Origin of the sequence: Bacillus pacificus, from assembly GCF_020861345.1 — a bacterium.
GTDB classification, from domain to species: Bacteria; Bacillota; Bacilli; order Bacillales; family Bacillaceae_G; genus Bacillus_A; species Bacillus_A pacificus.
On sequence record NZ_CP086328.1, the window covers coordinates 4729880 to 4755000 of the forward strand.

The following is a 25121-nucleotide window of genomic DNA, read 5'->3' on the forward strand; positions in this document are numbered from 1 at the left end:
ACCTTATATTATTTTTTCTGCTTATATGTATCTTAATCCACATATAAGCAGAAAAAAGAGATCTTCGCAGACTGCGAAGATCTCTTCTACTATTTCTTATAAAGTTTCAGAAGTAGTTTTTGCTTGCATGTGAAGTGCTAAGTAGTCAGGGCCACCAGCTTTAGAGTCTGTACCAGACATGTTAAAGCCACCAAATGGTTGGTATCCTACGATTGCACCAGTACATCCACGGTTGAAGTATAAGTTACCTACGTGGAAGTCTTCACGTGCTTTTTCAATATGGTCACGGTTGTTAGAGATAACTGCTCCTGTTAAACCGTATTCTGTATTGTTTGCAATCGCAAGTGCATGGTCAAAGTCTTTTGCTTTACAGAATGCTACTACTGGTCCGAAGATTTCTTCTTTCATTAGGCGAGCATCTTCTGCAACGTCAGCAACGATTGTTGGTTGGATGAACCAGCCTTTAGAATCGTCTCCTTCGCCACCTGCTAAGATTCTACCTTCTTCTTTACCAATTGCAACATAGCTCATTACTTTATCGAATGCAGCTTGGTCATTAACAGGACCCATGTTTGTACCTAATACAGCTGGGTTAGCAACTGTTAATTCTTTCGTTAATTCAACAGCACGATTTAATACGTGATCGTATACATCTTCGTGGATTACTGCACGAGAACATGCAGAACATTTTTGTCCTGAGAATCCGAATGCTGATGCAACGATAGATTTAGCTGCTAATTCAAGATCTGCTTCTTTATCAACAACGATTGTATCTTTACCACCCATTTCAGCGATAACGCGTTTTAACCAAATTTGGCCTGGGTTTACTTTCGCTGCACGCTCATAAATACGGATACCTACATCACGAGATCCAGTGAAGCTAATGAAACGTGTACGAGGGTGATCTACTAAGTAATCACCAACTTCAGAACCACTACCTGGTACGAAGTTTACTACGCCAGCTGGTAAGCCAGCTTCTTCTAATACTTCCATGAATTTCGCTGCTACTACAGGAGTTGTACTAGCTGGTTTTAGTAATACTGTATTACCAGAAACTAAAGCAGCTGTTGTCATACCTGCCATAATTGCGAATGGGAAGTTCCAAGGAGAAATGATAACACCTACTCCTAATGGAATGTAAGAGAAACGATTATATTCAATTGGACGGCTTTCTACTGGAATTCCGTCTTTTAATTTCAACATTTGACGACCATAATATTCCATAAAATCGATTGCTTCTGCTGTATCAGCATCTGCCTCATTCCATGGTTTACCTGCTTCTTTTACAAGAATAGCAGAGAATTCATGTTTTCTACGACGAACGATCGCTGCAGCACGGAATAAAATGTCTGCACGCATTTCTGGTTTTGACTTTCTCCAAGTTTGGAATGTTTCATCCGCTACTTGCATTGCTTTTTCAGCTAACTCACGGCTTGCTTTTGAAACGCGACCAACAAGTTCCTCTTTATTTGCAGGGTTTACAGAAACAATTTTGTCTTCTGTAGTGATTTTTTCTCCCCCAATAATTAATGGATAGTCTTGTCCAAGATAAGATTCTACTTTCTTTAAACCTTCTTCAAACGCTAATTTGTTAGCCTCTACTGAAAAATCTGTAAATGGCTCATGTTTGTATGCTACTACCATTATTTTTAGCCTCCCCTTAGAAAAACGTTTACATTTTACAACATTATTCTACACGATAATTTAGATTTATTCAAATATTCCTAGACTTATATTTTAAAAATTAATTAATTTTTAAAATATAATAAAAAAATAGAGTTATACAAATGTATAACTCTACAAAATATGAGTATATTCCAAAACGTTTTTGCTAATCAATAAAATAGTTACTAACAAGAATAAAGTTCTTACATATCCAACACCTTTTTGAACTGCAAATTTCGATCCAAAATAAGCGCCCAAAATCATCGATAATCCCATAATAATACCGTATTCAAAATGAATTACGTCTAAAAATAAAAAAGTGATTAACGATACGATATTACTAACAAAGTTCAAAAGTTTTCCAGATGCTGCTGCTTGAATAAAATCCAAACCAATTAATAAAAATGCGAAAATTAAGAAGGATCCTGTCCCTGGTCCAAAAAACCCATCGTAAAACCCTATCATTAAAATAACAAAGAAAAATATTAATGTTTTTCTTTTCGTCATCTTCTTATAGGTAGATACACTTCCCCAATCCTTTTTCGCAATAATATAAATAGCAATAAACACCAACATCACAAGCACTAACGGACGTAAAATATCCGGCGGAATAAACTTTACTACTAAAGCACCTGCGACTGCCCCTATAATAGTTAACGGGATTAACTTTCCTACAATTTTAAAATCAACCTTTCCCGATCGAATAAAGTAAATCGCACTCGTAAACGTCCCCATCGTTGCAGCTAATTTATTCGTTGCAATTGCCGAAGCTGGTGGTAAACCAACAAACATAAGTGCCGGAAGCGAAATTAATCCTCCACCACCAACAACTGAATCAATAAAAGCTGCTAAAAAACCGAATGCAATTAATAAAATAATGACTTGAAAACTTAATTCGTCCATGCGCTTTACCCCTTACCCCATTATTTACAACATTTTAAATTATAACAAAATTACCCAAGAAAAAAAGCCGTTCCATAAAGGAACAGCCCTTGTATTTAATCTAAAATTTTCACATACGGTTCATCTTGCTTCGCTTCACGTATAATAATCGCTTCTGGACGCTCTACAGATTTAATCGTTACTTGTACTTTCATATAATTCGGGAAGTATTCCATAACAAGCCCGGCTACATATTGTGTAAAGCCAATTATTTCTGCTTTCCCATTAAACTGGACAGGAATATCGAGCTTTATTTCTCTTAATTCATCGTCTCTATACATACCAGTACCGATAACAGCTGTATAGTCGCCTTGGAAATAATCACTTAATTTTGCCTTGAAGTTTGATACTCTCGCCAGATCTTCACGTTTATTATCTGTTTTCGCTTGTTCAGATGGGAACAAATAATATTTCTCATTAATTTGTTTCCAATCCTCAACCGTTTCACTGCCTTTTTCAACATTCGCATAAGAAACAAAGTTACCTGGTACGAGCGAAGACTTTGGAGCCTGACGATAAATCGCAAATGTTATCGGAAGGTTTTTTGTCTCAGGATCTTGTTGATGCATAACTTTCAAGATTTCTGGCACCATTTTTTTCCCTTCCGCTAACATCTTTTCATTCGAAATTGCAGCCTCACGCGGATAACCATGCTCTTCCTCATAATAATGAACCGAATTCATCGCTAATCCAACTACAATGCCGCTACGCTCATTTTTTTCGCCTTTATTCACATAATAATCATGCTCTAAAATATTTGAAATATATATTGGATTTTTTTTATTTTTCACTTCTAGTGATTCGGATCCTGTACCTAATGCAGGATTTAACCCTATGTTCGGGAATTTAACCGCATCTTTTTTTAGTGTACCTTCTAGTTCCTTTTGTTCTGCATCTGTACGTTTTCTTTTAACAAGCATCTGTATATACTGAGTATTTAGGGATTTCCCGCCTTTTAAAACATTATCTTTCGTACTAAATGATTCTTTCGCAATACGCATTAATCCTGTTTCAAATTCATCTATATCAAGACGATTACTTACTCCTTGCACAACTAAGCCACGTGCGTTTCCTCCCTCAAATGGAATAGTCGTCTTATAATATTCATCCGAAATAGAGTAATTCGGGACGATTGCTTGCTCTTTTGCTTTCCCCGATTTCTCAACCACTTTTTCATCTTTGTCGGCACCTGCACTACACCCACTTACAAGTAGGCCAAGGCTTAATACCGCTAATGCTATTTTTTTCATGGTAAGTTTGCACCTCTTACTTATTTAGCTCTTGTAAGAACCTCTCTTCATTCCAAACCTCAACATTATGTTTCTCCGCTTGTGCTAATTTCGAACCTGCCGCTTCACCTGCAACAACTAAATCCGTACTTTTACTAACACTTCCTGTTACTTTTCCACCTAATGCCTCAATCTTCTTCTTCGCTTCACTACGTCCCATAACTTCTAATTTCCCTGTTAAAACGACAGTTTTTCCTGCGAAGTACGACTCAACGTTTTGTAAATCAGCAATTTTCATGCCTTTATATGTCATGTTCACGCCGTATTCTTTAAATTGTTGTAATAACTCTAATACGTCTTCATTATCGAAATACGTTACTACGGATTGAGCCATTTTTTCACCAATTTCATTAATTGCTTTTAATTCTTCTTCCGTTGCCTTCACAAGCGCATCCATCGTTTCGAAATGCTCTGCAAATGTACGTGCTGCTTTCGCTCCAACATGGCGAATACCAAGACCGAATAATAATCGCTCTAATGAGTTTTCTTTAGAATTCTCAATTGCTTGTACTAAATTCGTTGCTGATTTTTCTCCAAATCGTTCTAGCTGTAATAATTGCTCTTTCGTCAACGAATATAAATCAGCAAATGTACGAATATAATCTGCCTCAAAGAGTTGTGTAATGACACGTTCTCCAAGTCCATCAATATTCATTGCATTTCTTGAAACGAAATGGATTAACCCTTCTCGAATTTGAGCAGGACAAGTTGGATTTATACAACGAAGTGCTACCTCTTCTTCTAAACGAACTAGTTCACTCTCACATGCTGGGCAATGCGTTGGCATATGATATTCTTCTTCCTCACCAGTACGCTTATCGAAAATAACATTTACAACTTCAGGAATAATATCTCCAGCCTTCTTCACAACAACGTAGTCACCAATTCGAATATCTTTTTCACGAATTAAATCTTCGTTATGTAAAGAAGCACGACGAACGATTGTACCAGCCACTCGCACTGGCTCTAGCTCTGCAGTCGGTGTTACAACCCCTGTACGACCAACACTTAATTCAATGCCTGTTAATCTTGTTACAACTTCTTCAGCTGGGAATTTATAAGCAATTGCCCATCTTGGACTCTTTGCTGTAGTGCCTAGACTTTCTTGAAGAGCAACATCATCTACTTTTATAACGATCCCATCAATCTCATAATCAAGATGCGGACGTTTTTCTTGCCATTCTTCTACATAAGCTATAACTTCTTCAATTGTTTCACATGTGCGTCGATTTGGATTTGTTTTGAATCCAAGTTCACCTAAGAAATCAAGCGATTCACTATGTGATAGGATTGTTTTTTCTTCTACATTCGCAAGACCGTATACAAACATAGATAAGTTACGCTTCGCTGCAATTTTCGGATCAAGTTGGCGGATTGAACCTGCTGCCGCATTACGCGGATTTGCAAATACATCTTCACCATTTTGCTCTTTTTCTTCATTTAACTTAACGAATGAACGCTTCGGCATATAAGCTTCGCCTCGTGCTTCTAACGTTACTTCTTCATTTAAACGAAGCGGGATTGCTTTAATCGTTTTTAAATTTTGAGTAATATCTTCACCTGTTACACCATCACCACGTGTTGCCCCTTGAATGAAGCGTCCTTTTTCATAATGAAGTGAAACAGCAAGTCCGTCAATTTTTAATTCGCATATATATCTTACATTCGCATCATCAATTCCTTGACGTACTCGTCGGTCAAAATCACGTAAATCTCCTTCGTTAAATGCATTTCCTAAACTTAACATCGGTGACTTGTGTGTTACTTTTTCAAATATATCAAGAACCGTTCCCCCAACGCGAACAGAGGGAGAATCTTCACTCATAAACTCTGGGTTCTCTGCTTCTAATTTTATAAGCTCCTGCATATTACGGTCATACTCCGCATCAGAAACAGAAGGATTGTCTAACACGTGATATTGATAGTTAAATGTATTTAACAAATCACGTAGTTCTTCTATACGTTTTTTTGCTATCTCTTTTGACATATCCTCATTCCTTTCCTATTGTTTCGTCACAGGTGCAAATTTTGCTAACAAACGTTTAACACCAATTGGGCTTGGGAACGCAATATCTAATTCTTTTGCATCACCTTCACCTTTTACACTTACGACTGTACCGATTCCCCATTTTTGGTGGGAAGCTTTATCGCCTACCGCCCAGCCGATTTGTTCGCCGCCTGTCGTCTTAGCTGCAGGACGCGCGAAAGCTGAGCGAGAACGTGTTGTAGTTGTCGTTTTACTGCTACTTGCCGTTCTTCCTTTTGCACCAAACGAAGTTTCACGCTTCGGCGCTGTTTCATTTAATGATTCTACTAGTTCTGTCGGGATTTCTGTAATGAATCGGGATGCGGCATTCATACTTGTTCTACCAAATAAAGTACGCATTTGTGCATTTGATAAATACAACTCTTCTTCTGCACGAGTAATACCTACATAAGCAAGACGACGCTCTTCTTGCATTTCATCTTCTTCCATTAGAGAACGAGTATGCGGGAATATTCCCTCCTCTAAACCAACAATAAAGACAACTGGGAATTCTAACCCTTTCGCTGAGTGCATCGTCATTAAAATAACTTCCTCACCAGCAGTTGGGTCTTCATCTACACGATCAATATCTGCAACAAGTGCTAAGTCTGTTAAGAATGCAACAAGGCTCTTATCTTCGCTTTGAGATTCAAATGTTTGCGTAACAGATAAAAACTCATCTAAGTTCTCTAGACGACCTTCCGCTTCTAACGTACGCTCGTTTTTCAACATGTCGCGATAGCCAGTTTTTTCAATAACTTCTTCTACCAATTCTGTAACAGATAAATACTCTTGCATATTTACCCAGTTGTGTAATAAACCTGCGAATTCTTTTACTGCCTTTGTAACCTTTGCACTTACTCCAACATGCTCAATCTCATCGAATACAGCTGTTAATGAAATTCCATTTTGTACACCGTAATTAATAATTTTATCGATAGAAGTCGCACCAATTCCGCGCTTTGGCACGTTAATAATACGTGCGAAACTAATCTCATCATCTGGATTCCCAATTAAGCGTAAATACGCCAAAATGTCTTTAATCTCTTTACGGTCGTAGAACTTCGTACCGCCGACAATTTTGTAAGGAATATTAGATTTCAGGAAAATCTCCTCGACCATACGAGACTGCGCATTTGTACGATATAACACCGCAAAATCAGTATATTTTCGTTTTCCCATTTGAATATCGTCGCGAATTTTTTTCGCAACAAAGTATGCTTCGTCCTTTTCCGTTGCAGCACGATAGTAAGAGATTTTGCTTCCAACTTCATTATCTGTCCATAATTTCTTCGGTTTACGATTCGTATTTCTTTCAATGACAGCATTCGCTGCATTTAAAATATTTTGTGACGAACGATAATTTTGTTCTAACAGAATAACTTGCGCATTCTCATAGTCTTTTTCGAATGACAAAATGTTAGAAATGTCCGCACCACGCCAGCGATAAATTGACTGATCTGAGTCACCTACAACACATAAATTTTTAAAACGTGCTGCCAAATGTTTAACAAGAAGGTACTGCGCTTTGTTCGTATCTTGATACTCATCCACGTGAATATACTGGAATTTACGCTGATAAAACTCTAGTACTTCTGGAACACGTTCAAATAGTTGAATCGTCGTCATAATTAAATCATCAAAGTCTAGTGAGTTATTTTTCAAAAGACGTTTTTGATATTCTGTATATACATCGCTCGTTAATTTTTCATATGGATCAGCAATTGTAATTTTCTTCGCATATTTATCCGCAGATAACAATTCATTTTTCGCATTACTAATACCAGCTAAAATAGAGCGCGGCTCAAATTTCTTCGGATCAATATTACGCTCTTTCATAATTTTTTTAACTACAGTTAACTGATCACCTGAATCTAAAATTGTAAAGTTACGATTAATACCAATGCGATCGATATCACGTCGTAAAATACGTACACACATAGAGTGGAACGTAGAAATCCAAATATCTTCAGCTTCTGGTCCGACAAGTGTATCAATACGCTCGCGCATTTCACGAGCCGCTTTATTTGTAAAGGTAATAGCTAGTACATTCCATGGCGCTACTCCTTTTTCACCAAGTAAATACGCAATACGATGTGTTAACACACGTGTTTTACCACTACCTGCGCCTGCCATTAATAGAAGTGGTCCGTTCGTTGTTTGTACTGCTTTTTGTTGCTGCGGATTTAAACCATTTAATAATCTATCTGTCATACTCATATACGCCTGCACCTACTCTCCTTTTACTGCTTTAACCGTTTTTAACGCTGCTTTTATATCATCATAAATAATATTTCCAACAACTACTGTATCAGCATGCTGCGCCATTTCCTTCGCCTGTTCAGCATTAGAAATACCACCGCCATAATATAACTTAGCTTGTTTCAATTGTGCTTTTACATTTTTAACAAGTTCAACATCTCCATACGTACCGCTATACTCTAAATAAAATATCGGTAAACGTAATAGCTTGTCTGCTAAACGCGCGTATGCAATCACATCATCTTCTGTTACATCACACTTTGCATCTGTAAGCTGGGCTACTTTCGCTTCAGGATTTAAAACACAATATCCTTCCATAAAAATTTCGTCCCAATCCATAATATCCCCAAATTCTTTCAAAGCCTCATGATGAACGCCTGTTACCCATTCCACCTTTCGGCTATTTAAAACGCTTGGGATATAATAAAAATCGAATCCTGGTGTAATTGCTTCCACATCAGAAACCTCTAACACACAAGGAACTGCATATCTACGAATGCTAACTAGCATGTGTAGTACATTATCAATTGTCACCCCATCACTTCCGCCTACAATAACAGCATCTGTTCCAGACTCACAAATCATTTCTAAATGTTCGTCACTTAATTCCTTATTCGGATCAAGCTTAAATACATGTTTCCATCCGGAAATATCGTACATGAAAACACCCTTTCTTTTCTCAAGTTGTATATATTTCTGTTTAAAATAACAGTTTATTTTCATTAGGATTTTTTAAGTTCACCTTAAATATTTGTTTAAAGCGGAGAATTAAGTTTGGAATCCCCTCTTCCACATTTTTTAAACGAGAGGATTTAATTTTGAACTTCCTTTTATGCATTCTTTCATTATAACAAAAAAAGCTACTTACACACACGCACAATCCAACATCTTTTTCCACGTCAAATGTTGGATTACATATCCGAAAAATCAAAAGGGATACTAATAAAAGAAATAGTATTATCTATTTCAACTTTCATAAAAGGAGTGTTTTTCTAATGAAGCAAAATATCGGTACAATAAATGCCCTAATTCGAATTACACTCGGACTTGTCCTCTTCGGTTGTAGTGCAACGAAACTCGTGCGCAAACCTTGGTGCACTTGGTCTAACATTTTGCTATGGATTGGTGCAATGAAAGTTGCAGAGGGAATTGTTCGTTTCTGCCCTATTGTTGAAATGTGGAAATTCGGAAAATACATGAACATGGGGGCATTTAAAATGCCTAGCATGAATTTCACTGAAAAGGGACATACTAAAGAAGAAGTGAACCAAACTTCCAATCATGACAAACCACAGTCAAATGGAAGTTATGACGCTTCTGACAAAGAGATTGAGTCAGCGATTGAAGATATAATCCTGGCAAAACCGCTTTGAATCATTTGTCACGATGCAAGATGCTCTCAAAGGGACTTAGCTGCTGCAGTGGGCGGTTAAGTCTTCTTTATTTTATCACAAAAACAGAACGTATATTCCCATTTAGAACATTAAAATATACATAATCAATAAAATTCAGAAAATTAGGTGTACACCTCTTGCTTAAAATGATATAAAAGTGATATCATTTTTATATCAGGAGGCGATCATATGAAAGAAAAACAAGTATTTTATGTTAATGGTTTTCTTGGGATTATTGGAATTTTGATTTTAGCCGCTATCGGTGTATTTTTCCTCGTGCAAGAAATTTTCATAGGAGCAGCATTAACTATTATTTTAGCTGCAGTTCTTGCTACAGGTATTGGTATTGTTCAACCAAATCAAGCAAAAGTCATTACGTTTTTCGGTAATTATTTAGGAACAATTCGTCAAAACGGTTTATTTTTAACGATTCCGTTCGCGTTCCGTCAAACTGTATCATTACGTGTTGAGAACTTTAATAGTAAGAAATTAAAAGTAAATGATGTTGACGGAAATCCAATTGAAATTGCAGCTGTTATCGTCTATAAAGTTGTTGATTCTGCAAAAGCGATGTTCGGCGTTGAACATTATGATCGATTTGTAGAAATTCAAAGCGAAACGGCAATCCGCCACGTTGCAACGAAATATCCTTATGATAATTTCCAAGATGAAACTTGCATTACGTTACGTGGAAATACTGAAGAAATCTCTGAAGAATTAAAACGTGAATTAGAAGCACGCCTTGAAATTGCTGGCGTAGAAGTGTTAGAAACTCGTTTAACACATTTAGCTTATGCAACAGAAATTGCCCATGCAATGCTACAACGCCAACAAGCAAAAGCAGTATTAGCTGCTAGAAAAGAGATTGTTGAAGGTGCTGTGAAGATGGCAAAAGATTCAATCCATATGTTAGATGAAGAAGGCGTACTTGAATTAGATGACGAGCGTAAAGCGAATATGGTGAACAACCTATTAGTTGCCATCGTTTCAGATAAAGGTGCGCAACCAGTTATTAATACAGGAAGCCTATACTAAAAGGTTGTAAATCACTATGGCTAAAAAGAAAAGCTTTCCATTACGTATTGATCCTGAATTACACGCAGTCATCGAAAAATGGGCGAATGATGAGTTTCGTAGCGTCAATGCACACATCGAGTATTTACTTCGAGAAATGGCAAAGCAAAAAGGGAAATTGAAAAAAGATAAAGATGTATAAAAAATCTCGCTGATTTCTCAGCGAGATTTTTTACATATTAGCTTCTCATCATCTCATGCCCAATTGCACGATATCCTATATCACTTCGGTAAAATAGACCATCACTCTCAATTTTACCGATTTCTTTATACACCTTATCTTTCGCTTCTTGTAAACTATTCGCCTTACAAGCAACAAATAATACACGACCACCGTTCGTTACAAAGTCACCATGTTTCATTGCTGTACCTGCATGGAAAACAATCACATCTTGCAATGCATCTAGCCCTTTAATAATTTCACCTTTTTTATATGCTTCCGGATATCCTTTCGAAGCAAGTACAACGCCAATAACTGCTTCTTCTGACCATTGTAACGTTAGTTCACTCTCATCTAATACAGCGTTACATACATCAACTAAATCATTTTCTAGGCGTGGTAATACAACTTCTGTTTCAGGATCACCAAAGCGAGCATTAAACTCAATTACCTTTGGACCATCATTTGTTAAAATAAGTCCCGCATATAAAATGCCTGTAAACGATCGATTTTCTGCAATCATCGCTTTAGCAGTTGGATGCAATACGTTTTTTATCGCCTCTTGAACTGCTGATTCCGGAATTTGTGGTACTGGAGAATATGCACCCATTCCACCTGTATTTGGACCTTTATCTCCATCAAAAGCTCGTTTATGATCTTGCGCGATTACCATCGGATGCACATTTGTTCCATTCACAAATGCCATTAATGAAAATTCTTGTCCATCTAAAAACTCTTCAATAACGACCTTCTTACTCGCTTCGCCGAACTTTACATCTTGTAGCATTTCTTTCACAGCCTGTAATGCTTCTTCAAGCGTCATCGCTACTGTTACACCTTTACCAGCAGCTAATCCATCTGCCTTAATAACAATTGGTGCACCAACTTTTTGAATGTACTGTACTGCTTCTTCATAATCTGTAAAAGTTTCATATGCCGCAGTTGGAATATCATATTTTTTCATCAATTCTTTCGTAAAAGCTTTACTACCTTCAATAACAGCAGCCGCTTTATTCGGACCAAATACGCGAAGTCCCTCTTCTGTAAAACGATCAACAATTCCATTCATAAGCGGAATTTCTGGTCCAACGAAAGTTAATTCAACCTTATTCTCTTTAGCAAATAAAACTAACGCATCAAAATCATTTTCATCAATATCAACTGGTGTTGCAATATCGCGCATACCTTCATTGCCCGGTGCTACATACACCTTTTTCACTTTTGTAGATTGTGCAAACTTCCAAGCTAAAGCATGCTCACGCCCACCGCGTCCAATTACTAAAACATTCATATTTCATCCCCCAATACTTAAATAAGTACAAACTAGAAGCTATGCTCCTAGTTTGTTTTCATATCACTGTAAGTTTAAAAAGGAGGATCAAGAGAACCGAGCAGGTCGAGGCGCATTTGCCAGGAGGACACGGAGTGTAGTTTTCCTACATGAGTACCGCACTGGCAATGCAACGACGACATGCGAAGGTTATCTTAACCGGACTTTTTAAACATCCTCTATTAGTGTTTGAAATGACGTACGCCAGTGAACACCATCGCAATCCCATACGTATCCGCCACTTTAATAGAATCTTCATCACGGATCGATCCGCCTGGTTGAATGATTGCTGTAATTCCTGCTTTTGCTGCTTCTTCTAATGTATCTGGCATTGGGAAGAAAGCATCAGATGCAAGCGCGCTACCTTGTGCTTTTTCACCAGCTTGTGTAATTGCAATTTTTGCAGAACCTACACGGTTCATCTGTCCCGCACCGACACCAATTGTCATATCATCTTTCGCTAAAACAATTGCATTTGACTTCACATGTTTTACAACTTTCCAAGCTAGTTTTAAATCTTTCCATTCTTGCTCTGAAGGTTCACGTTTTGTTGGAATTGAAATTGTACTTTCATCTAATGATAACGTATCTTCCTCTTGAACAAGAAGTCCGCCTTGTACAGAAGTTAGTTTTTTGCTCGCACTTGTCGATTTTTCAATATTTACAGTTAGTAAACGTAAGTTTTTCTTACTTTGCAACACTTCTAAAGCTTCTTTTGAGAAAGAAGGTGCAATAATAATTTCTAAGAAAATTTCATGTAACTTTTCAGCTGTAGATTTGTCAATCTCACGATTCGCTGCAATAATCCCTCCAAAGATTGATACTGGATCCGCTTCATAAGCACGTGTGTATGCTTCATGAATATCAGTTCCTACTCCAACACCACATGGATTCATATGTTTTACTGCTACTACTGCTGGTTCTGTAAATTCTTTTACAATGCTAAGTGCTGCATCTGCATCATTAATATTGTTATATGATAATTCTTTACCATGTAATTGTTCTGCGTATGCAACAGAAGAAGTTGCTGCAAATGGCGCTTTATAGAAAGTTGCCTTTTGATGTGGGTTCTCGCCATAACGTAAGTCTTGCTTTTTCTCAAATGTCACAGTTAATGTTTCTGGGCTTTCTTCACCCATTTGCTCTGTTAAGTAGTTAGAGATTAACGCATCATATGCTGCTGTATGGCGGAATACTTTCGCTGCTAATTTACGTTTCGTTTCTTCTTTTACTTCACCGTTCTCTTCCAGTTCTGCTAATACAACATCGTAATCTACTGGATCTACAATTACCGATACAAATTTGTGATTTTTCGCAGCAGAGCGAATCATTGTTGGGCCACCAATATCAATATTTTCAATTGCATCAGCAAATGTTACATCAGGCTTAGCGATTGTTTCTTTGAATGGGTATAAGTTAACGACAACAAAATCAATTGGCTCTATACCTAACTCATTCATTTGTGCTACATGCGTTTCATTATCGCGAACTGCTAATAGACCACCATGAATATTTGGATGTAATGTTTTCACACGACCATCCATAATTTCTGGGAAACCAGTTACTTCAGAAATACCGATTACTTGTAAGCCGTTTTCTTCTAGTAATTTTTTTGTACCGCCTGTTGATATAACTTCGATTCCTTGTTCTAGTAAACCTTTAACAAATTCTACTACTCCTGTTTTATCTGAAACACTTACTAATGCACGCTTTTTCATTTACCCTTCACCCCTGGTTGTATGTTAGTTAACAGTTGGTTCTTTCGTAGATTGAACAATTTGATTCACTGTATTTACGTATAATTTATGTTCAACTTGTTGAATTTTCTTTTGTAAGCTTTCTCTCGTATCCCCTTCAGAAACAACTACTGCTTCTTGTGCAATAATTGGCCCTGTATCCATACCTGCGTCTACATAATGAATCGTTACTCCAGTTACTTTCACACCTGCTTCTAACGCTTGACCAACAGCATCTTTCCCTGGAAAACTCGGTAATAGTGATGGATGAATATTAATAATCCTTCCGCCGTAAGCTTCTAGTAAAGTTGGTCCAATTAAACGCATATATCCAGCTAAAATAACATAATCAATTTCATACTCTTCTAGCTTCTTTAATATCTCTTTTTCAAACGCTTCTTTTGACTCATATGCTTTCGCTGAAAAAGCGAAACACGGGATATGATGATAATGTGCTCGCCCAACAGCGCGTGCTTCTGGTTTATCACATACTAATAAACTAATTTCTGCATCCAATCTTTTTTCTTCTACTGCATTAACGAGAGATTGAAAGTTAGATCCGCTTCCAGAAGCAAAAACTGCTAATCTACTCATAGCGCTGTGCCTCCATTAAAAGTAACGCCAGCTCCTTGTACAGTGCGTCCAATAATACGAGCAGTTTCTCCTTGCTCTTCAAGAAGACGAACAACATCTTTTGCATCTTCTTCCTTCACCGCTACTACCATACCAATACCCATGTTAAAAATATTGAACATTTCTTTCTCTTCCAGCTTGCCAACTTCTTGAAGTAAACTAAAAATCGGCTGAATTTCCCAAGATCCTAATTCAATTTCTGCACCGATTTCTTCTGGTAACATACGTGGAATATTTTCAATGAATCCGCCACCTGTAATATGTGCCATACCGTATACTTCATATTTCTTCAATAGTTCTAAAATAGGTTTGACATAAATTTTCGTTGGTTTTAATAATTCTTCACCAAGAGGTAGCTCTAAGCGTCCGTAAATGCGATCTAAAGATAGTTCTCCATCTTCTAGTAATACTTTTCGTACTAAAGAATAACCGTTACTATGAATACCGCTAGATGCTAAGCCAATTAATACGTGACCAGCTTCAATATTTTCACCCGTTACAATTTTCTTTTTATCAACGATCCCAACTGTAAAACCAGCTAAATCGTATTCTTCTGTAGAATACATTCCTGGCATTTCAGCTGTTTCTCCACCAATTAAAGCACAACCTGCTTGGCGACAGCCCTCTGATATACCTTTGACGATGTTTTCAATTTTACTAGGTTCAGCTTTACCACAAGCAATATAATCAAGGAAGAAAAGCGGCTCTGCTCCTTGGACAACAATATCATTTACACACATTGCTACCGCATCAATACCAATTGTGTCATGTTTATCTGCCATAAAAGCGAGCATCAATTTCGTTCCCACGCCATCTGTTCCAGATACTAATACAGGTTCTTCTAATGCAAATTTTGATAGGTCAAACATACCTCCAAAACCGCCTAAACCGCCTAGTACTTCTTTTCTCATTGTTGTTTGTACGTGTTTTTTCATGCGAGATACCGCTTCATATCCAGCTTCAATATCTACTCCTGCTTGCTTATATGCATTCGCCATCGTTATCTACACCTCGTCTTTTAATTTCTCCCTATCCTGTGCGGGCCGTTTTAAGAAAGAAGCTAGCTTCTACATCAAAAAGAAGTAGAAGCTTTTTTCTTCTTATTTCATACTTTCTAAAAGCTCTTGCTCATAATCATAAAGAGCTGTTGGATAATCTCCATTGAAGTACGCCATACATAGGCCACCGTATTTCCCTTCATATGGACGTCCAATTGCATCTACTAATCCATCTTCACTTAAAAATGTTAATGAGTCTGCACCGATCATTTCACGAATTTCTTCTACCGTATGATTTGCTGCAATTAATTCTTTTCTCGTTTGAATATCAATGCCATAGAAACATGGATATTTCAAAGGTGGTGAAGCTATTCTTACGTGAACTTCTGTCGCTCCAGCCTCGCGAAGCATACGAACAATTCGTTTACTCGTTGTTCCTCGTACGATAGAATCATCAATCATAACAACTCGTTTTCCTTCAACTACACCTCTTACTGCTGAAAGCTTCATCTTAACCCCTTGCTCTCGCAGTTCCTGAGAAGGTTGAATAAACGTACGTCCAACGTAACGATTTTTAATTAATCCTAACTCATATGGAATACCTGTCGCCTCCGCATAACCAATTGCTGCTGAAATGCTAGAGTCTGGTACACCAGTAACAACATCAGCTTCAATAGGAGCTTCTGCCGCCAAACGTTTCCCCATGTTTTTACGTGCTGCATGGACGTTAACACCAGCGATATTTGAATCTGGGCGTGCGAAGTAAATGTATTCCATACTGCAAATTGCATGTTCTACATCATTTGTAAAACGATCTACGTGAATTCCCTCATCATTAATGATAAGTAATTCACCCGGTTCTACATCACGAATGTATGTTGCACCTACTACATCAAAAGCACATGTTTCTGATGCTACAACGTAAGCATCTCCCATCTTTCCAATTGAAAGGGGACGGAATCCATTTGGATCTAGCGCAACGATCATTTCATTTCCAGTTAGTAAAAGATATGCAAACGCACCTTTCACTTTATTTAGAGCTTCTTTTACACTTTCAATTAACGAATCTTTCGTACTACGTTTAATAAGGTGTAAAAGTACTTCTGTATCTGAACTTGTTTGAAAAATACTTCCCTCTGCCTCTAATTCGCGGCGAAGCATTTTTGCATTAATTAAATTCCCGTTATGAGCTAATGCCATACTATGATCAGAAAAACGGAATAGTAATGGTTGAACGTTAGCCACTTCACTTCCACCAGCCGTCGCGTATCGTACGTGTCCGATTGCTGATTTCCCGTTCAATCCTTCTAGCTCTCCTCTTGAAAACACTTCCGATATTAAACCTAACCCCTTGTGACCGACGATTTTTTCTCCATTATTTACGACAATGCCTGCGCCTTCTTGCCCACGGTGCTGTAAACTGTGCAATCCGTAGTATGAAACTTGTGCCGCATTTTCATGCCCCCAAATTCCGAAAACGCCACATTCTTCGTTTAACCCCTTTATTTCAGCAAGCATGGGATTGCCCCTTTCCAAGCCTTTCTCATTTCATCTACATTTGCTGTAAGTAATACTTCATTTTCTTCATTATGAATTGTCACTTCATTTGTATTTGTTACTTCTCCAACTTGAATTGCTTCTACCGCTTTCTCAAACGCTTCTTTATTTTCACGTTTTACAGTTATCACAAAGCGAGATTGCGATTCCGCAAATAATGCCGCTGTTGCTTCCCCGTCTAATTTCACAGTAGCACCTAAGCCGTTAGCACCAATTGCACTTTCTGAAATTGCAACTGCTAAACCACCTTCAGCAACGTCATGTGCAGATTGAATAAGGCCCGCTTGAATTGCTGCTAATACTTGTTTTTGACGTTTTAATTCTACGTCTAGATCGATACTTGGTGATTGGCCGAAAATTTTGCCGTGAAGCATTTTCTGTAATTCACTTCCACCAAACTCAGCTTTCGTCTCTCCGATAATATAAACTAAATCGCCAGCTTGCTTAAATTCTTGTGTTGTTACATGTTTTAAGTCATGTACTAGTCCGACCATCCCAACTGTCGGTGTTGGATATACCGCTTCACCACTACGTTCGTTATACATTGATACGTTTCCGCCTATAACTGGTGTTTGTAATGTGCGACAAGCTTCACTCATACCATCTACTGATTTCTCAATTTGCCAGAAGATTTCTGGTTTCTCTGGATTACCGAAGTTTAAGCAATCTGTAATTGCAAGTGGCTCTCCTCCAGAACATACGATATTACGTGCTGCCTCTGCTACTGCAATTTTACCGCCCATTTCTGGATCTAAATAAATGTAGCGAGAGTTACAATCTGTCGTCATTGCTAATCCTTTTTCTGTACCGCGTACACGTACAACTGCTGCATCTGAACCCGGTGTAACAACTGTGCTTGTGCGAACTTGATAATCATATTGATCATAAACCCACTCTTTACTTGCAATCGTCGGTTGTTGTAATAGAGCGAATAACGTTTCTTTATAATTTTCTACTTTTGGTGTTTCCATTTTCATCTGCTGGAATTCAGCAAAGTATGCTGCTTCTTGTGATGGTTTATGATAAATTGGCGCTTCTTCTGCAAGAGCATCCGCTGGTACTTCAGCTACCATTTCACCTTTATGGAATAAACGAAGCATTTTGTCTTCCGTTACTTTCCCCATCGTAACGGCTGCAAGACCATACTTCTCAAATAAATCTACTATCTCTTGCTCTCTACCTTTTTTCACAACAATTAACATACGCTCTTGTGATTCAGATAGCATCATTTCATATGGTGTCATTCCTGTTTCTCGTTGTGGTACATCATCTAAGTACATTTCAATACCCATTCCTGCTTTACTTGCCATTTCTGCAGAAGATGATGTTAAACCAGCTGCACCCATATCTTGAATTCCAACAAGTGCATCCGATTGAATAAGTTCTAAACAAGCTTCAATAAGAAGTTTCTCCATAAATGGATCTCCTACTTGAACTGCTGGACGCTTCGCTTCTGAGCTTTCAGATAACTCTTCAGATGCGAATGTAGCACCGTGGATACCATCACGACCAGTTGATGCTCCTACGTACATTACTGTGTTTCCAGCACCGTGCGCTTGCCCTTTTTTAATGTCTTCGTGGTTAATTAAGCCTACGCACATTGCATTTACAAGTGGATTTCCTTCATAACATGGATCAAACTGTACTTCGCCGCCAACAGTCGGAATACCGATACAGTTACCGTATCCCGCAATTCCTGCTACTACTTCTTCGAATAAGTATTTCACACGTGGTGATTGTAATTCTCCAAATCGAAGTGAGTTTAATAGAGCTACTGGACGTGCTCCCATAGAGAATACGTCACGAATAATACCGCCAACACCTGTTGCTGCTCCTTGATAGGGCTCAATAGCAGAAGGGTGGTTATGACTTTCCATTTTAAATACAACCGCTTGATTATCACCGATGTCTACAATTCCAGCACCTTCCCCAGGCCCTTGCAAGACTCGCTCACCTGTTGTTGGGAATTTTCGAAGTACTGGTTTTGAATTTTTATAACTACAATGTTCAGACCACATAACAGAGAATAATCCTGTTTCTGTATAATTTGGCAGACGGCCTAAAATCTTTTCAACCATGGCGAACTCTTCGTCTGTTAGCCCCATTTCCGCATATATGCGCTCTTCTTTAATTTGTGTTGGATTTGGTTCAAGCATTAACGACATATGTTTCCCTCCACTGTTTTAAGATAGATTGAAAGACTTTTAACCCTTCAGCACCGCCAAGTAATTCATCTACAGCACGCTCTGGGTGTGGCATCATACCCAGTACATTTCCTTTTTCGTTTACAATACCAGCAATATCTGAAACGCTTCCGTTCGGGTTTTCTACGTAACGGAATGCGATTTGATTATTCTCTTCTAATTGTTTAAGAGTCTCTTCATCACAATAGTAATTCCCCTCACCATGTGCAATTGGAATATTGATTACTTCATCTTTTTCATATTGTGATGTAAACATTGTTTCATTATTTTCAACACGTAACTGAACTGTTCGACACATAAATTTTAAGTTTTCATTTCTCATTAATGCTCCTGGTAATAATCCTGATTCAACAAGAATCTGGAATCCATTACATACACCTAAAATTGGCTTTCCTTGCTCAGCAGCTTTCTGTACTGCTTTCATTGCATTCGCAAAGCGAGAAATAGCACCGCAGCGTAAGTAGTCACCATAAGAGAAACCACCTGGTAGTAGAATTGCATCATATTCATCTAAATTCTCTGTATCGTGCCAAACGTAATCTACTTCTTCGCCAAGCTCATCTTTAATTGCATGGAACATATCGACATCACAGTTTGAACCTGGAAATACTATTACGGCAAATTTCACTGTGCGACAACCTCCTCAACTTCATAACGGAAGTCTTCCATTACAACGTTTGCTAATAGTTTTTCACACATTTCCTTTACCTTGCTATCTAAGTCGGTTACCGATTTATCAATTGTTAGTTCCATGTACTTTCCAATTCGAACATCCTGTACTTCTGTGAATGAAAGGCTATGAAGTGCTCCTTTTACTGCTGTTCCTTGTGGATCTAATACGCTTTCTCTTAATGTTACATATACCTTAACTTTATACATGTGAAATTCCCCCTAAACGTTTTAAAATCTCTTCATAAGCATCTGTTAAATTTCCAAGATCACGACGGAATACGTCTTTATCAAACTTCTCATTGCTCGTTTCATCCCATAAACGGCAAGTATCTGGTGAAATTTCATCTGCTAAAATGATTTCTCCTTCATCCGTTTCACCAAACTCTAATTTGAAATCTACTAATCTTACACGACAGCTTGCGAAATGATCAATCAACACTTGATTGATTTGTAGAGCCATATCTCGTAATACGCTTACTTGCTCTGGCGATGCAACGTTTAATACACGAATATGATCTTCCGTTACAAGCGGATCTCCTAAATCATCATCTTTGAAGTAAAATTCTACGATTGGTTCTGCAAGTACAGTTCCCTCTTCCATTCCTAATCGTTTTGAAAGACTTCCTGCAATTACATTTCTTGTGACAACTTCTAAAGGAATAATACTCACTTTTTTAACAAGTTGTTCTGTTTCAGATAGCTTCTCAACAAAGTGTGTTTTAATTCCTACTTCTTGTAACTTTCTGAACAATAAAGTTGTAATCTCATTGTTCAAACGACCTTTTCCTGTAATCGTCTCTTTTTTCTCCCCATTGAAAGCAGTCGCACTATCTTTGTACTCTACCCAAACCATATCTGCTGATTCTGTACGATAAATTCTTTTTGCCTTACCTTCATACAGCAATTCTAGCTTTTGCATTTCGCAAGCCCCCTGTAGTTTGAAAAATGTGAATAATGTTTTTATAAAGAATGGCACAGAATGACTCTATTCTGTGCCATATGAAATTTTACGCTTCGTTTAATCCAAGGCGTTCAAAGATTGTATCAACGTGTTGCATATGATGCTCATAGTTGAAGCATTCATTAATTTCTTCTTGTGTTAACTTGCTCGTAATACGCTCATCAGCTTCTACAAGCTCTTTAAATTGTACTTGTGTTTCCCAAGCTTCCATCGCTTTAGGTTGTACGATATCGTAAGCTTCTTCACGCACCATACCTTTGTCAATTAACGTAAGCATTACGCGCTGAGAATAAATTAAGCCGTATGTTCTTGTCATATTACGTTTCATATTCTCTGGGTATACAGTTAAGTTTTTAACAATATTACCAAAGCGGTTTAGCATGTAATTTAACGCGATTGTAGCATCTGGTAAAATTACGCGTTCTGCTGAAGAGTGAGAAATATCACGCTCATGCCATAATGGAACATTCTCATAAGCTGTCATCATATAACCGCGGATAACACGAGCTAAACCAGTCATATTTTCAGATCCAATTGGGTTACGCTTATGCGGCATTGCAGAAGAACCTTTTTGACCTTTTGCGAAAGCTTCTTCAACTTCACGTGTTTCACTCTTTTGTAAACCACGAATCTCAACTGCCATCTTTTCGATAGACGTTGCGATTAATGCAAGTGTTGACATGTAATGTGCATGGCGATCACGTTGCAATGTTTGTGTTGAAATTGGTGCTGCTTCTAATCCTAAGTTTTCACAAACATACTTTTCTACGAATGGATCGATATTTGCATATGTACCAACCGCACCAGATAATTTACCAACACGAACTGTATTAGCAGCTTGTTTGAAACGCTCTACGTTACGTTTCATTTCTTCATACCAAAGACCAAGTTTTAAACCGAATGTTGTTGGTTCTGCATGAACACCGTGTGTTCTTCCCATCATGATCGTGTATTTATGCTCTTTCGCTTTGTTAGCTAAAATACTTACAAAGTTTTCTAAGTCTTTTAATATGATTTCATTCGCTTGTTTTAAAATGTAAGATAACGCTGTATCTACTACGTCTGTAGATGTTAAACCGTAATGAATCCATTTACGTTCCTCGCCTAATGCTGGTGTTTCTGATACAGCACGAGTGAATGCAACTACGTCATGACGTGTCTCTTTTTCAATTTCATAAATACGATCAATATCAAATGATGCATGCTCACGAATTTTTTTAACATCTTCTTTCGGAATATCGCCAAGCTCAGCCCATGCTTCACAAGCTAAAATCTCAACTTCTAACCACGCTTTAAATTTGTTCTCTTCCGTCCAAATTGCACCCATTTCTGGGCGTGTATAACGACTAATCATCTTTTTCCCTCCAACAGTTGTTCTTGATGGTCCCAAATATGCAAACTCTTCGCTTTTTCTAGAGCGACTTCAATATTATCATTTAAAATATTAACATGCCCCATTTTTCGCTGCGCTTTTGCTTCTTCTTTTCCATACAAGTGTAAATAGCACCCGGTTAATCTATTCACTTGTCTTAGGACCCCTTCTATATGTTCGCCTAAAATGTTTACCATGACAACTGGTTTTAACAAATTTGTTTCTCCAAGAGGTAAATTACAGATTGCTCGAATATGTTGGCCGAATTGACTCGTTTCACATGCATCCTGTGTATAGTGTCCTGAATTGTGAGGTCTTGGTGCTAATTCATTAATGTAAATCTCACCATCAGCTGTAGCAAACATCTCTACCGCTAGTGTTCCCACAAGTTCTAGTTCATCCGCAAGCACTTTTGCATAAGCAATAGCTTTTTGAGAAAGTTCTTCTGTAATGCGAGCTGGAACGATGGATTCATGCAAAATGTTATTTACATGAATATTTTCCGCTACCGGAAATACTTTCGTTTCACCACTTACACTACGAATGACAATAACTGATACTTCTTTTTCAAAAGGCACCCATTTCTCTAAAATACACTCTGCCGCATTCGCAAGCTCTCGCGCTGTATCAACGTCAGCCTCACTTCTTAAAACAACTTGCCCTTTCCCATCATATCCGCCTGTCGTCGTTTTTAAGACGGAAGGATATGATAACTCAGCGATTGCTTCAGTAAGCTGACCTTGATTTTGAACTACTCTATACGTTGCTACTGGTAATCCTGCTTTCTCAATCGCATTCTTTTCTGTAAAACGATTTTGCGTTTTACTTAACAACTGACTGCCTTGCGGTAAGTAAGCATGTTTTTCAAGCCATTGTAAACATCTATAATCAATATTCTCAAATTCATATGTGACAACATCACTGATCTCTGCTAAATGCTGAATTGCTTTTAAATCGTCATATGATGCAACAATTTCAATATCAGCAACTTGTGCACATGGTGAGTTTTTTGTAGGATCTAAAACAGCAATTTTATATCCCATCTCCTTAGCCGCCAATGCCATCATTCTTCCTAGCTGGCCGCCTCCAATAATACCGATTGTTTTTCCAGGTAAAATGATTCTCGTCATACTAGCTCACTACCTTCGCGCACATCTTTTTCAATTGCTTCTCTTCTCAATTCTAATGCATCATATATGTCATCATGGAATGATCCAAGTATTTGTGCAGCAAGTAAACCAGCATTTGTTGAACCAGCCTTACCAATTGCAACAGTTGCAACTGGAACCCCTCCTGGCATTTGGACGATGGATAATAATGAATCTAAGCCGTTTAACGCTTTTGATTGGACTGGAACTCCGATTACAGGAAGATTCGTCTTCGCTGCAACCATTCCTGGTAAATGTGCTGCTCCACCAGCTCCAGCAATAATAACTTTCAATCCACGTTCACGAGCCGTCTCTGCATATTCAAACATATAATCCGGAGTCCGATGAGCGGATACAACTTTTTTCTCATACGGTATATTTAATTCATCTAAAATGTCACAAGCATATTTCATTGTTTCCCAGTCTGACGTGCTTCCCATTATGACTCCAACTAGTGATTTCATATTAGAATCCCCCCGATTCAAATAAAAAAAGCCTGAAATAGAACAGTTTCTCTTTTACTATGAGAGAAAGCGCTCTACTCAGGCATACGTATCCCTTGTGAATAGAAAAATACCGAGTGACTTTCCCTCATAGTCTAACGAATAACGGTCGTTAGGTAGAGACTTGCAGGCCATATCCCCGCGATTATATGAGGTCTTATATATTATTCTTTCTATGGCTATATTAACAATATTTCATAAACAATGTCAACAAATAATCGAATGTTTTTTTATTACTCATCAATAACGTTCGTGTTTTAGTTATATTCAAAAGAATAATTGTAACTATATGCAAGAAGGATAAGCAATTAGAATATATATTTCTAGAGATCTACCATACACAAAACGGTTTGTATATTAATTCCGTATACTTTTATATAAAGTGAAACTTTAATTAACCCTCACCAATCGGGCTTTTACGGGCAGTTGATCCCCCACCTAGCTTCTTTGCTTCCGCTGAAATTTGAGGTGGGGGTCTTACTGCCCGTTAATGCGGAATAAAGCATATCGTTTCTATTCCATTGTATCGCATTCATTACTGTAAGGATTGAATACTTATTTTCATTCTTATATCATCCCGCTTTTCTTACTCTCATTATGTAAAATATATACTTGTAGTAAAAGAAATAACAGTTCCTATCATAAGGGTTGTTTTGGAGCACTTAGAAAGCCTGAAAAGCAAAAAATCATTACTATTACCCTCAATAGCCTCATTTTCATTCTTTTCTCTCATTAAGATTACTAAATTTACGAATTACGACATTTGATATATAAAAATAAACACAAAAAAACCTAAGTCGAAACGACTTAGGTTTTTGCTTGGCGACGTCCTACTCTCACAGGGACAAGGTCCCAACTACCATCGGCGCTAGAGAGCTTAACTTCCGTGTTCGGTATGGGAACGGGTGTGACCTCTCTGCCATCATCACCAAACTATGAAGGCATATTCCTTCAAAACTAGATAACATTGCTTCATATTATATGGTTAAGTCCTCGATCTATTAGTATTCGTCAGCTCCACATGTCACCATGCTTCCACCTCGAACCTATCAACCTGATCATCTTTCAGGGATCTTACTAGCTTACGCTATGGGAAATCTCATCTTGAGGGGGGCTTCATGCTTAGATGCTTTCAGCACTTATCCCTTCCGCACATAGCTACCCAGCTATGCCCTTGGCAGAACAACTGGTACAC

The 25121-nt window shown here is 37.9% G+C and carries 21 protein-coding genes, 2 rRNA genes and 1 riboswitch (1 of these 24 cut by a window edge); of the genes, 3 read left to right on the forward strand and 20 right to left on the reverse strand.

Annotated features, from left to right (window positions below; genetic code table 11):
- Positions 1–96: 96 nt before the first annotated feature.
- The 6 genes from pruA to pcrB all read right to left on the reverse strand — a co-directional run bounded on the left by pruA (position 97) and on the right by pcrB (position 8844).
- On the reverse strand, positions 97–1644 hold the full coding sequence (gene pruA, locus LMD38_RS24360) for an L-glutamate gamma-semialdehyde dehydrogenase (RefSeq protein WP_000259559.1): 1548 nt from the start codon (positions 1642–1644) through the stop codon (positions 97–99).
- Between the two features lie 153 nt (positions 1645–1797).
- Complete coding sequence (locus LMD38_RS24365) at positions 1798–2568, reverse strand: TSUP family transporter (RefSeq protein WP_000343961.1); 771 nt, start codon at positions 2566–2568, stop codon at positions 1798–1800.
- A gap of 95 nt (positions 2569–2663) precedes the next feature.
- Complete coding sequence (locus LMD38_RS24370; RefSeq protein WP_073531300.1) at positions 2664–3857, reverse strand: CamS family sex pheromone protein; 1194 nt, start codon at positions 3855–3857, stop codon at positions 2664–2666.
- Positions 3858–3873: 16 nt separating this feature from the next.
- Positions 3874–5883, reverse strand: a complete 2010-nt coding sequence (gene ligA / locus LMD38_RS24375) for an NAD-dependent DNA ligase LigA (protein ID WP_000031440.1) — start codon at positions 5881–5883, stop codon at positions 3874–3876.
- A 15-nt stretch (positions 5884–5898) separates the two neighbouring features.
- Complete coding sequence (pcrA, locus tag LMD38_RS24380; protein WP_033669338.1) at positions 5899–8142, reverse strand: DNA helicase PcrA; 2244 nt, start codon at positions 8140–8142, stop codon at positions 5899–5901.
- 12 nt (positions 8143–8154) lie between these two features.
- A complete protein-coding gene (pcrB, locus tag LMD38_RS24385) occupies positions 8155–8844 on the reverse strand; it encodes a heptaprenylglyceryl phosphate synthase (RefSeq protein WP_000272093.1) in 690 nt (229 codons plus the stop codon).
- A 335-nt stretch (positions 8845–9179) separates the two neighbouring features.
- On the opposite strand from pcrB, the gene LMD38_RS24390 reads away from it, so the two are divergent.
- From LMD38_RS24390 to LMD38_RS24400, 3 genes are all read left to right on the forward strand, one after another.
- The gene (locus LMD38_RS24390) at positions 9180–9557 is read left to right on the forward strand and encodes a YgaP family membrane protein (RefSeq protein ID WP_061183757.1); all 378 of its coding nucleotides are present in this window, start codon (positions 9180–9182) and stop codon (positions 9555–9557) included.
- A 210-nt stretch (positions 9558–9767) separates the two neighbouring features.
- On the forward strand, positions 9768–10613 hold the full coding sequence (locus LMD38_RS24395) for an SPFH domain-containing protein (protein WP_000660683.1): 846 nt from the start codon (positions 9768–9770) through the stop codon (positions 10611–10613).
- A 16-nt stretch (positions 10614–10629) separates the two neighbouring features.
- Positions 10630–10794, forward strand: coding sequence for a type II toxin-antitoxin system antitoxin (locus tag LMD38_RS24400; RefSeq protein ID WP_001085173.1), 165 nt, complete (start codon positions 10630–10632; stop codon positions 10792–10794).
- 37 nt (positions 10795–10831) lie between these two features.
- Here LMD38_RS24400 and purD read toward each other — a convergent pair whose 3' ends face one another.
- From purD to LMD38_RS24470, 14 genes are all read right to left on the reverse strand, one after another.
- Entirely contained in the window at positions 10832–12103 is a 1272-nt protein-coding gene (gene purD / locus LMD38_RS24405; RefSeq protein ID WP_073531303.1) for a phosphoribosylamine--glycine ligase, read from the reverse strand.
- Positions 12104–12324: 221 nt separating this feature from the next.
- Entirely contained in the window at positions 12325–13860 is a 1536-nt protein-coding gene (gene purH, locus LMD38_RS24410) for a bifunctional phosphoribosylaminoimidazolecarboxamide formyltransferase/IMP cyclohydrolase (RefSeq protein WP_016716317.1), read from the reverse strand.
- A 24-nt stretch (positions 13861–13884) separates the two neighbouring features.
- Positions 13885–14472, reverse strand: coding sequence for a phosphoribosylglycinamide formyltransferase (gene purN / locus LMD38_RS24415; protein WP_000088580.1), 588 nt, complete (start codon positions 14470–14472; stop codon positions 13885–13887).
- Complete coding sequence (gene purM / locus LMD38_RS24420) at positions 14469–15509, reverse strand: phosphoribosylformylglycinamidine cyclo-ligase (RefSeq protein WP_001262449.1); 1041 nt, start codon at positions 15507–15509, stop codon at positions 14469–14471. The genes purN and purM overlap by 4 nt, the downstream gene beginning before the upstream one ends.
- Before the next feature lie 102 nt (positions 15510–15611).
- The gene (gene purF, locus LMD38_RS24425) at positions 15612–17027 is read right to left on the reverse strand and encodes an amidophosphoribosyltransferase (protein ID WP_000879025.1); all 1416 of its coding nucleotides are present in this window, start codon (positions 17025–17027) and stop codon (positions 15612–15614) included.
- The gene (gene purL, locus LMD38_RS24430) at positions 17012–19231 is read right to left on the reverse strand and encodes a phosphoribosylformylglycinamidine synthase II (protein WP_000055585.1); all 2220 of its coding nucleotides are present in this window, start codon (positions 19229–19231) and stop codon (positions 17012–17014) included. Before purL ends, purF begins: the two co-directional genes overlap by 16 nt.
- Positions 19215–19898 carry a phosphoribosylformylglycinamidine synthase subunit PurQ gene (gene purQ / locus LMD38_RS24435; RefSeq protein WP_000666779.1) on the reverse strand — a complete coding sequence of 228 codons (684 nt, stop codon included), beginning with the start codon at positions 19896–19898 and terminating at the stop codon, positions 19215–19217. Before purQ ends, purL begins: the two co-directional genes overlap by 17 nt.
- Positions 19895–20149 carry a phosphoribosylformylglycinamidine synthase subunit PurS gene (gene purS / locus LMD38_RS24440; protein ID WP_000278826.1) on the reverse strand — a complete coding sequence of 85 codons (255 nt, stop codon included), beginning with the start codon at positions 20147–20149 and terminating at the stop codon, positions 19895–19897. The genes purQ and purS overlap by 4 nt, the downstream gene beginning before the upstream one ends.
- Complete coding sequence (gene purC, locus LMD38_RS24445) at positions 20142–20861, reverse strand: phosphoribosylaminoimidazolesuccinocarboxamide synthase (RefSeq protein ID WP_227585292.1); 720 nt, start codon at positions 20859–20861, stop codon at positions 20142–20144. Before purC ends, purS begins: the two co-directional genes overlap by 8 nt.
- Positions 20862–20949: 88 nt before the next feature.
- On the reverse strand, positions 20950–22257 hold the full coding sequence (gene purB / locus LMD38_RS24450) for an adenylosuccinate lyase (RefSeq protein WP_000625677.1): 1308 nt from the start codon (positions 22255–22257) through the stop codon (positions 20950–20952).
- Positions 22254–23405, reverse strand: a complete 1152-nt coding sequence (gene purK, locus LMD38_RS24455; RefSeq protein ID WP_000196805.1) for a 5-(carboxyamino)imidazole ribonucleotide synthase — start codon at positions 23403–23405, stop codon at positions 22254–22256. Before purK ends, purB begins: the two co-directional genes overlap by 4 nt.
- Complete coding sequence (gene purE, locus LMD38_RS24460) at positions 23402–23887, reverse strand: 5-(carboxyamino)imidazole ribonucleotide mutase (protein ID WP_000839371.1); 486 nt, start codon at positions 23885–23887, stop codon at positions 23402–23404. Before purE ends, purK begins: the two co-directional genes overlap by 4 nt.
- A gap of 110 nt (positions 23888–23997) precedes the next feature.
- A riboswitch (purine riboswitch) is annotated at positions 23998–24099 on the reverse strand.
- A 644-nt stretch (positions 24100–24743) separates the two neighbouring features.
- Positions 24744–24859 (reverse strand): 5S ribosomal RNA (gene rrf / locus LMD38_RS24465).
- A 48-nt stretch (positions 24860–24907) separates the two neighbouring features.
- A 23S ribosomal RNA gene (locus LMD38_RS24470) occupies positions 24908–25121 on the reverse strand (it continues 2709 nt past the right edge of the window).

Excerpts from the sequence above, each read along its gene's own strand:
- pruA (WP_000259559.1), bottom strand. The coding sequence starts at position 1,644 with ATGGTAGTAGCATACAAACATGAGCCATTTACAGATTTTTCAGTAGAG.
- LMD38_RS24365 (WP_000343961.1), bottom strand. The coding sequence starts at position 2,568 with ATGGACGAATTAAGTTTTCAAGTCATTATTTTATTAATTGCATTCGGT.
- LMD38_RS24370 (WP_073531300.1), bottom strand. The coding sequence starts at position 3,857 with ATGAAAAAAATAGCATTAGCGGTATTAAGCCTTGGCCTACTTGTAAGT.
- ligA (WP_000031440.1), bottom strand. The coding sequence starts at position 5,883 with ATGTCAAAAGAGATAGCAAAAAAACGTATAGAAGAACTACGTGATTTG.
- pcrA (WP_033669338.1), bottom strand. The coding sequence starts at position 8,142 with ATGAGTATGACAGATAGATTATTAAATGGTTTAAATCCGCAGCAACAA.
- pcrB (WP_000272093.1), bottom strand. The coding sequence starts at position 8,844 with ATGTACGATATTTCCGGATGGAAACATGTATTTAAGCTTGATCCGAAT.
- LMD38_RS24390 (WP_061183757.1), top strand. The coding sequence starts at position 9,180 with ATGAAGCAAAATATCGGTACAATAAATGCCCTAATTCGAATTACACTC.
- LMD38_RS24395 (WP_000660683.1), top strand. The coding sequence starts at position 9,768 with ATGAAAGAAAAACAAGTATTTTATGTTAATGGTTTTCTTGGGATTATT.
- LMD38_RS24400 (WP_001085173.1), top strand. The coding sequence starts at position 10,630 with ATGGCTAAAAAGAAAAGCTTTCCATTACGTATTGATCCTGAATTACAC.
- purD (WP_073531303.1), bottom strand. The coding sequence starts at position 12,103 with ATGAATGTTTTAGTAATTGGACGCGGTGGGCGTGAGCATGCTTTAGCT.
- purH (WP_016716317.1), bottom strand. The coding sequence starts at position 13,860 with ATGAAAAAGCGTGCATTAGTAAGTGTTTCAGATAAAACAGGAGTAGTA.
- purN (WP_000088580.1), bottom strand. The coding sequence starts at position 14,472 with ATGAGTAGATTAGCAGTTTTTGCTTCTGGAAGCGGATCTAACTTTCAA.
- purM (WP_001262449.1), bottom strand. The coding sequence starts at position 15,509 with ATGGCGAATGCATATAAGCAAGCAGGAGTAGATATTGAAGCTGGATAT.
- purF (WP_000879025.1), bottom strand. The coding sequence starts at position 17,027 with ATGCTTGCTGAAATAAAGGGGTTAAACGAAGAATGTGGCGTTTTCGGA.
- purL (WP_000055585.1), bottom strand. The coding sequence starts at position 19,231 with ATGTCGTTAATGCTTGAACCAAATCCAACACAAATTAAAGAAGAGCGC.
- purS (WP_000278826.1), bottom strand. The coding sequence starts at position 20,149 with ATGTATAAAGTTAAGGTATATGTAACATTAAGAGAAAGCGTATTAGAT.
- purC (WP_227585292.1), bottom strand. The coding sequence starts at position 20,861 with ATGCAAAAGCTAGAATTGCTGTATGAAGGTAAGGCAAAAAGAATTTAT.
- purB (WP_000625677.1), bottom strand. The coding sequence starts at position 22,257 with ATGATTAGTCGTTATACACGCCCAGAAATGGGTGCAATTTGGACGGAA.
- purK (WP_000196805.1), bottom strand. The coding sequence starts at position 23,405 with ATGACGAGAATCATTTTACCTGGAAAAACAATCGGTATTATTGGAGGC.
- purE (WP_000839371.1), bottom strand. The coding sequence starts at position 23,887 with ATGAAATCACTAGTTGGAGTCATAATGGGAAGCACGTCAGACTGGGAA.